Genomic DNA, 1,677 nt, shown 5'->3' with positions numbered 1-1,677 from the left:
GCCGTCGCGGACGCGGAACAGGCGTTCGCTCTCCTCGCCGACGGACTGCGGGACCTGACGCCGCGCCGGTGACCCGAGAGTGCACCGGCGGCCCGAGGGTGCCCCGTGTGCAGGGGCGCCTGCCCCGGACGCCGTGCTGTGCGATCAGCTGATGATTCGTCCGTCGAGGGGAACCGTTCGCGTGGGAACCGGCCGCCCCGCTCCGCGCCGTCCGATGATGCTGGCGTCGCCCGCACGGGCCTGCGGTCCCCAGCCCCGTCCCGCGGCTGCTGCGGCCCGTGCGTACCCGAAGGAGGTAATCCCTTGTCCGACCAGGACGAGAAGGCGGAGCAGAGCGTCGGCGCCTTCACCCTCGCGGCCCCGCTGGACTCCACCGCCCCCACCCCGCTGCCGTACCCCGTACCCACGCCCGACGAGGAGTGGCAGCTCCCCAACGGCTTCGCCCACGTCTTCTACGGCGAACGCAACCGGGGCATCACCCGCCCCGTGATCATCGCCGACGGCTTCAACCTCGGCCGCAGCGACCTCACCTGGCTCTACGCCGGCCTCGACCGCGACTACCCCTTCCTGACCGAGCTCCGCCGCCGCGGCCGCGACGTCGTCCTGCTCGGCTTCGACGAGCGCTCCGCCTCCATCACGGCCAACGCCGAGGCCGCGATCGCCTGCATCATGCGGACCGGCGCCGAGCAACTGGGCTCCGCCGGGCTGACGGTCGGCGGTTTCAGCATGGGCGGCATCATCACCCGCTACGCTCTGGCGCGGCTGGAGATGCAGCGGATGGACCACCGCACGCGGCTGTACTTCTCGTACGACAGCCCGCACCGCGGCGGTGTCGTCCCGATCGGGCTCCAGGCGTTCTCCCACTTCATCCCCGTGCCCAACGACTTCGCGCGGCAGATGAACAGCCCGGCCGCGCGGCAGATGCTCTGGCGGCACTACGACCCCGCCACCGGGACGATCGGCGTGGCCCCCGAGCGCACCGAGTTCCTGCAGCAGCTGGAACGGCTCGGCGGCTGGCCGCGCCTCCCGCGCCTGATCGGCGTCGCCAACGGCCGCGGCGACGGCACCGGCCTCGCCGTCGAGCCCGGCGACATCACCCTCACCGTGAACCGGATCTACCCCGGCACCACCTTCTACGCCCAGTCCCAGGGCGACGACGCCGTCGTCGCCGAACTCAAGCGGCGCTTCCCCAAGGCCGAGAAGACCGTCACCACCAGCGGATTCCCCGAGCTCGACGGGGCCCCCGGCGGCACGCTGCGCTCCTACGGCATCCTCGCCGACATGCTCGAGAAGTTCGGGGCCCAGGTCGACCTGCGCCACGAACACGTCTGCTTCGTCCCGTCCGTCAGCGCGGTCTCGATCCGCGACCTCGACGACAACAAGGCCCTGTACGCCGACATCGACGACATCGACCCGTCCGAGAGCGACCTCGACGACTTCCTGTGCTCCAGCACCACCACCGAACACACCGCCGTCACGCGTGAACTCGGTGAATGGATCCTGGACCGCCTCCCCGACTGATCCGAACCGCGCCCGGCACCGACGGGCGCACCCGGACCGACCGGCGGGCGCCGCGACACCCGGGGGCGCGCCCCGCCCAAGCGGATCAGGCCCGGGGAAAGCACAGTATGCAGCGCGGCGGGGGTGGAAAAAAGGGAATTCAGGGGGTGTGGGGAG

General features: G+C 71.7%; 1 protein-coding gene. It reads left to right on the top strand.

The features are described 5' to 3' along the window. Window positions 1-303: 303 nt before the first annotated feature. Window positions 304-1,521 carry a hypothetical protein gene (locus tag ABZ641_RS36275; RefSeq protein ID WP_359988754.1) on the top strand — a complete coding sequence of 406 codons (1,218 nt, stop codon included), beginning with the start codon at window positions 304-306 and terminating at the stop codon, window positions 1,519-1,521. Window positions 1,522-1,677 lie beyond the last annotated feature (156 nt).

The organism is Kitasatospora sp. NPDC007106 (genome assembly GCF_040634455.1).
In the GTDB taxonomy this organism is placed as follows: Bacteria; Actinomycetota; Actinomycetes; order Streptomycetales; family Streptomycetaceae; genus Kitasatospora; species Kitasatospora arboriphila.
Note: the sequence above shows the minus strand (reverse complement) of the source record. Positions and strands in the feature narration are given on the sequence as shown.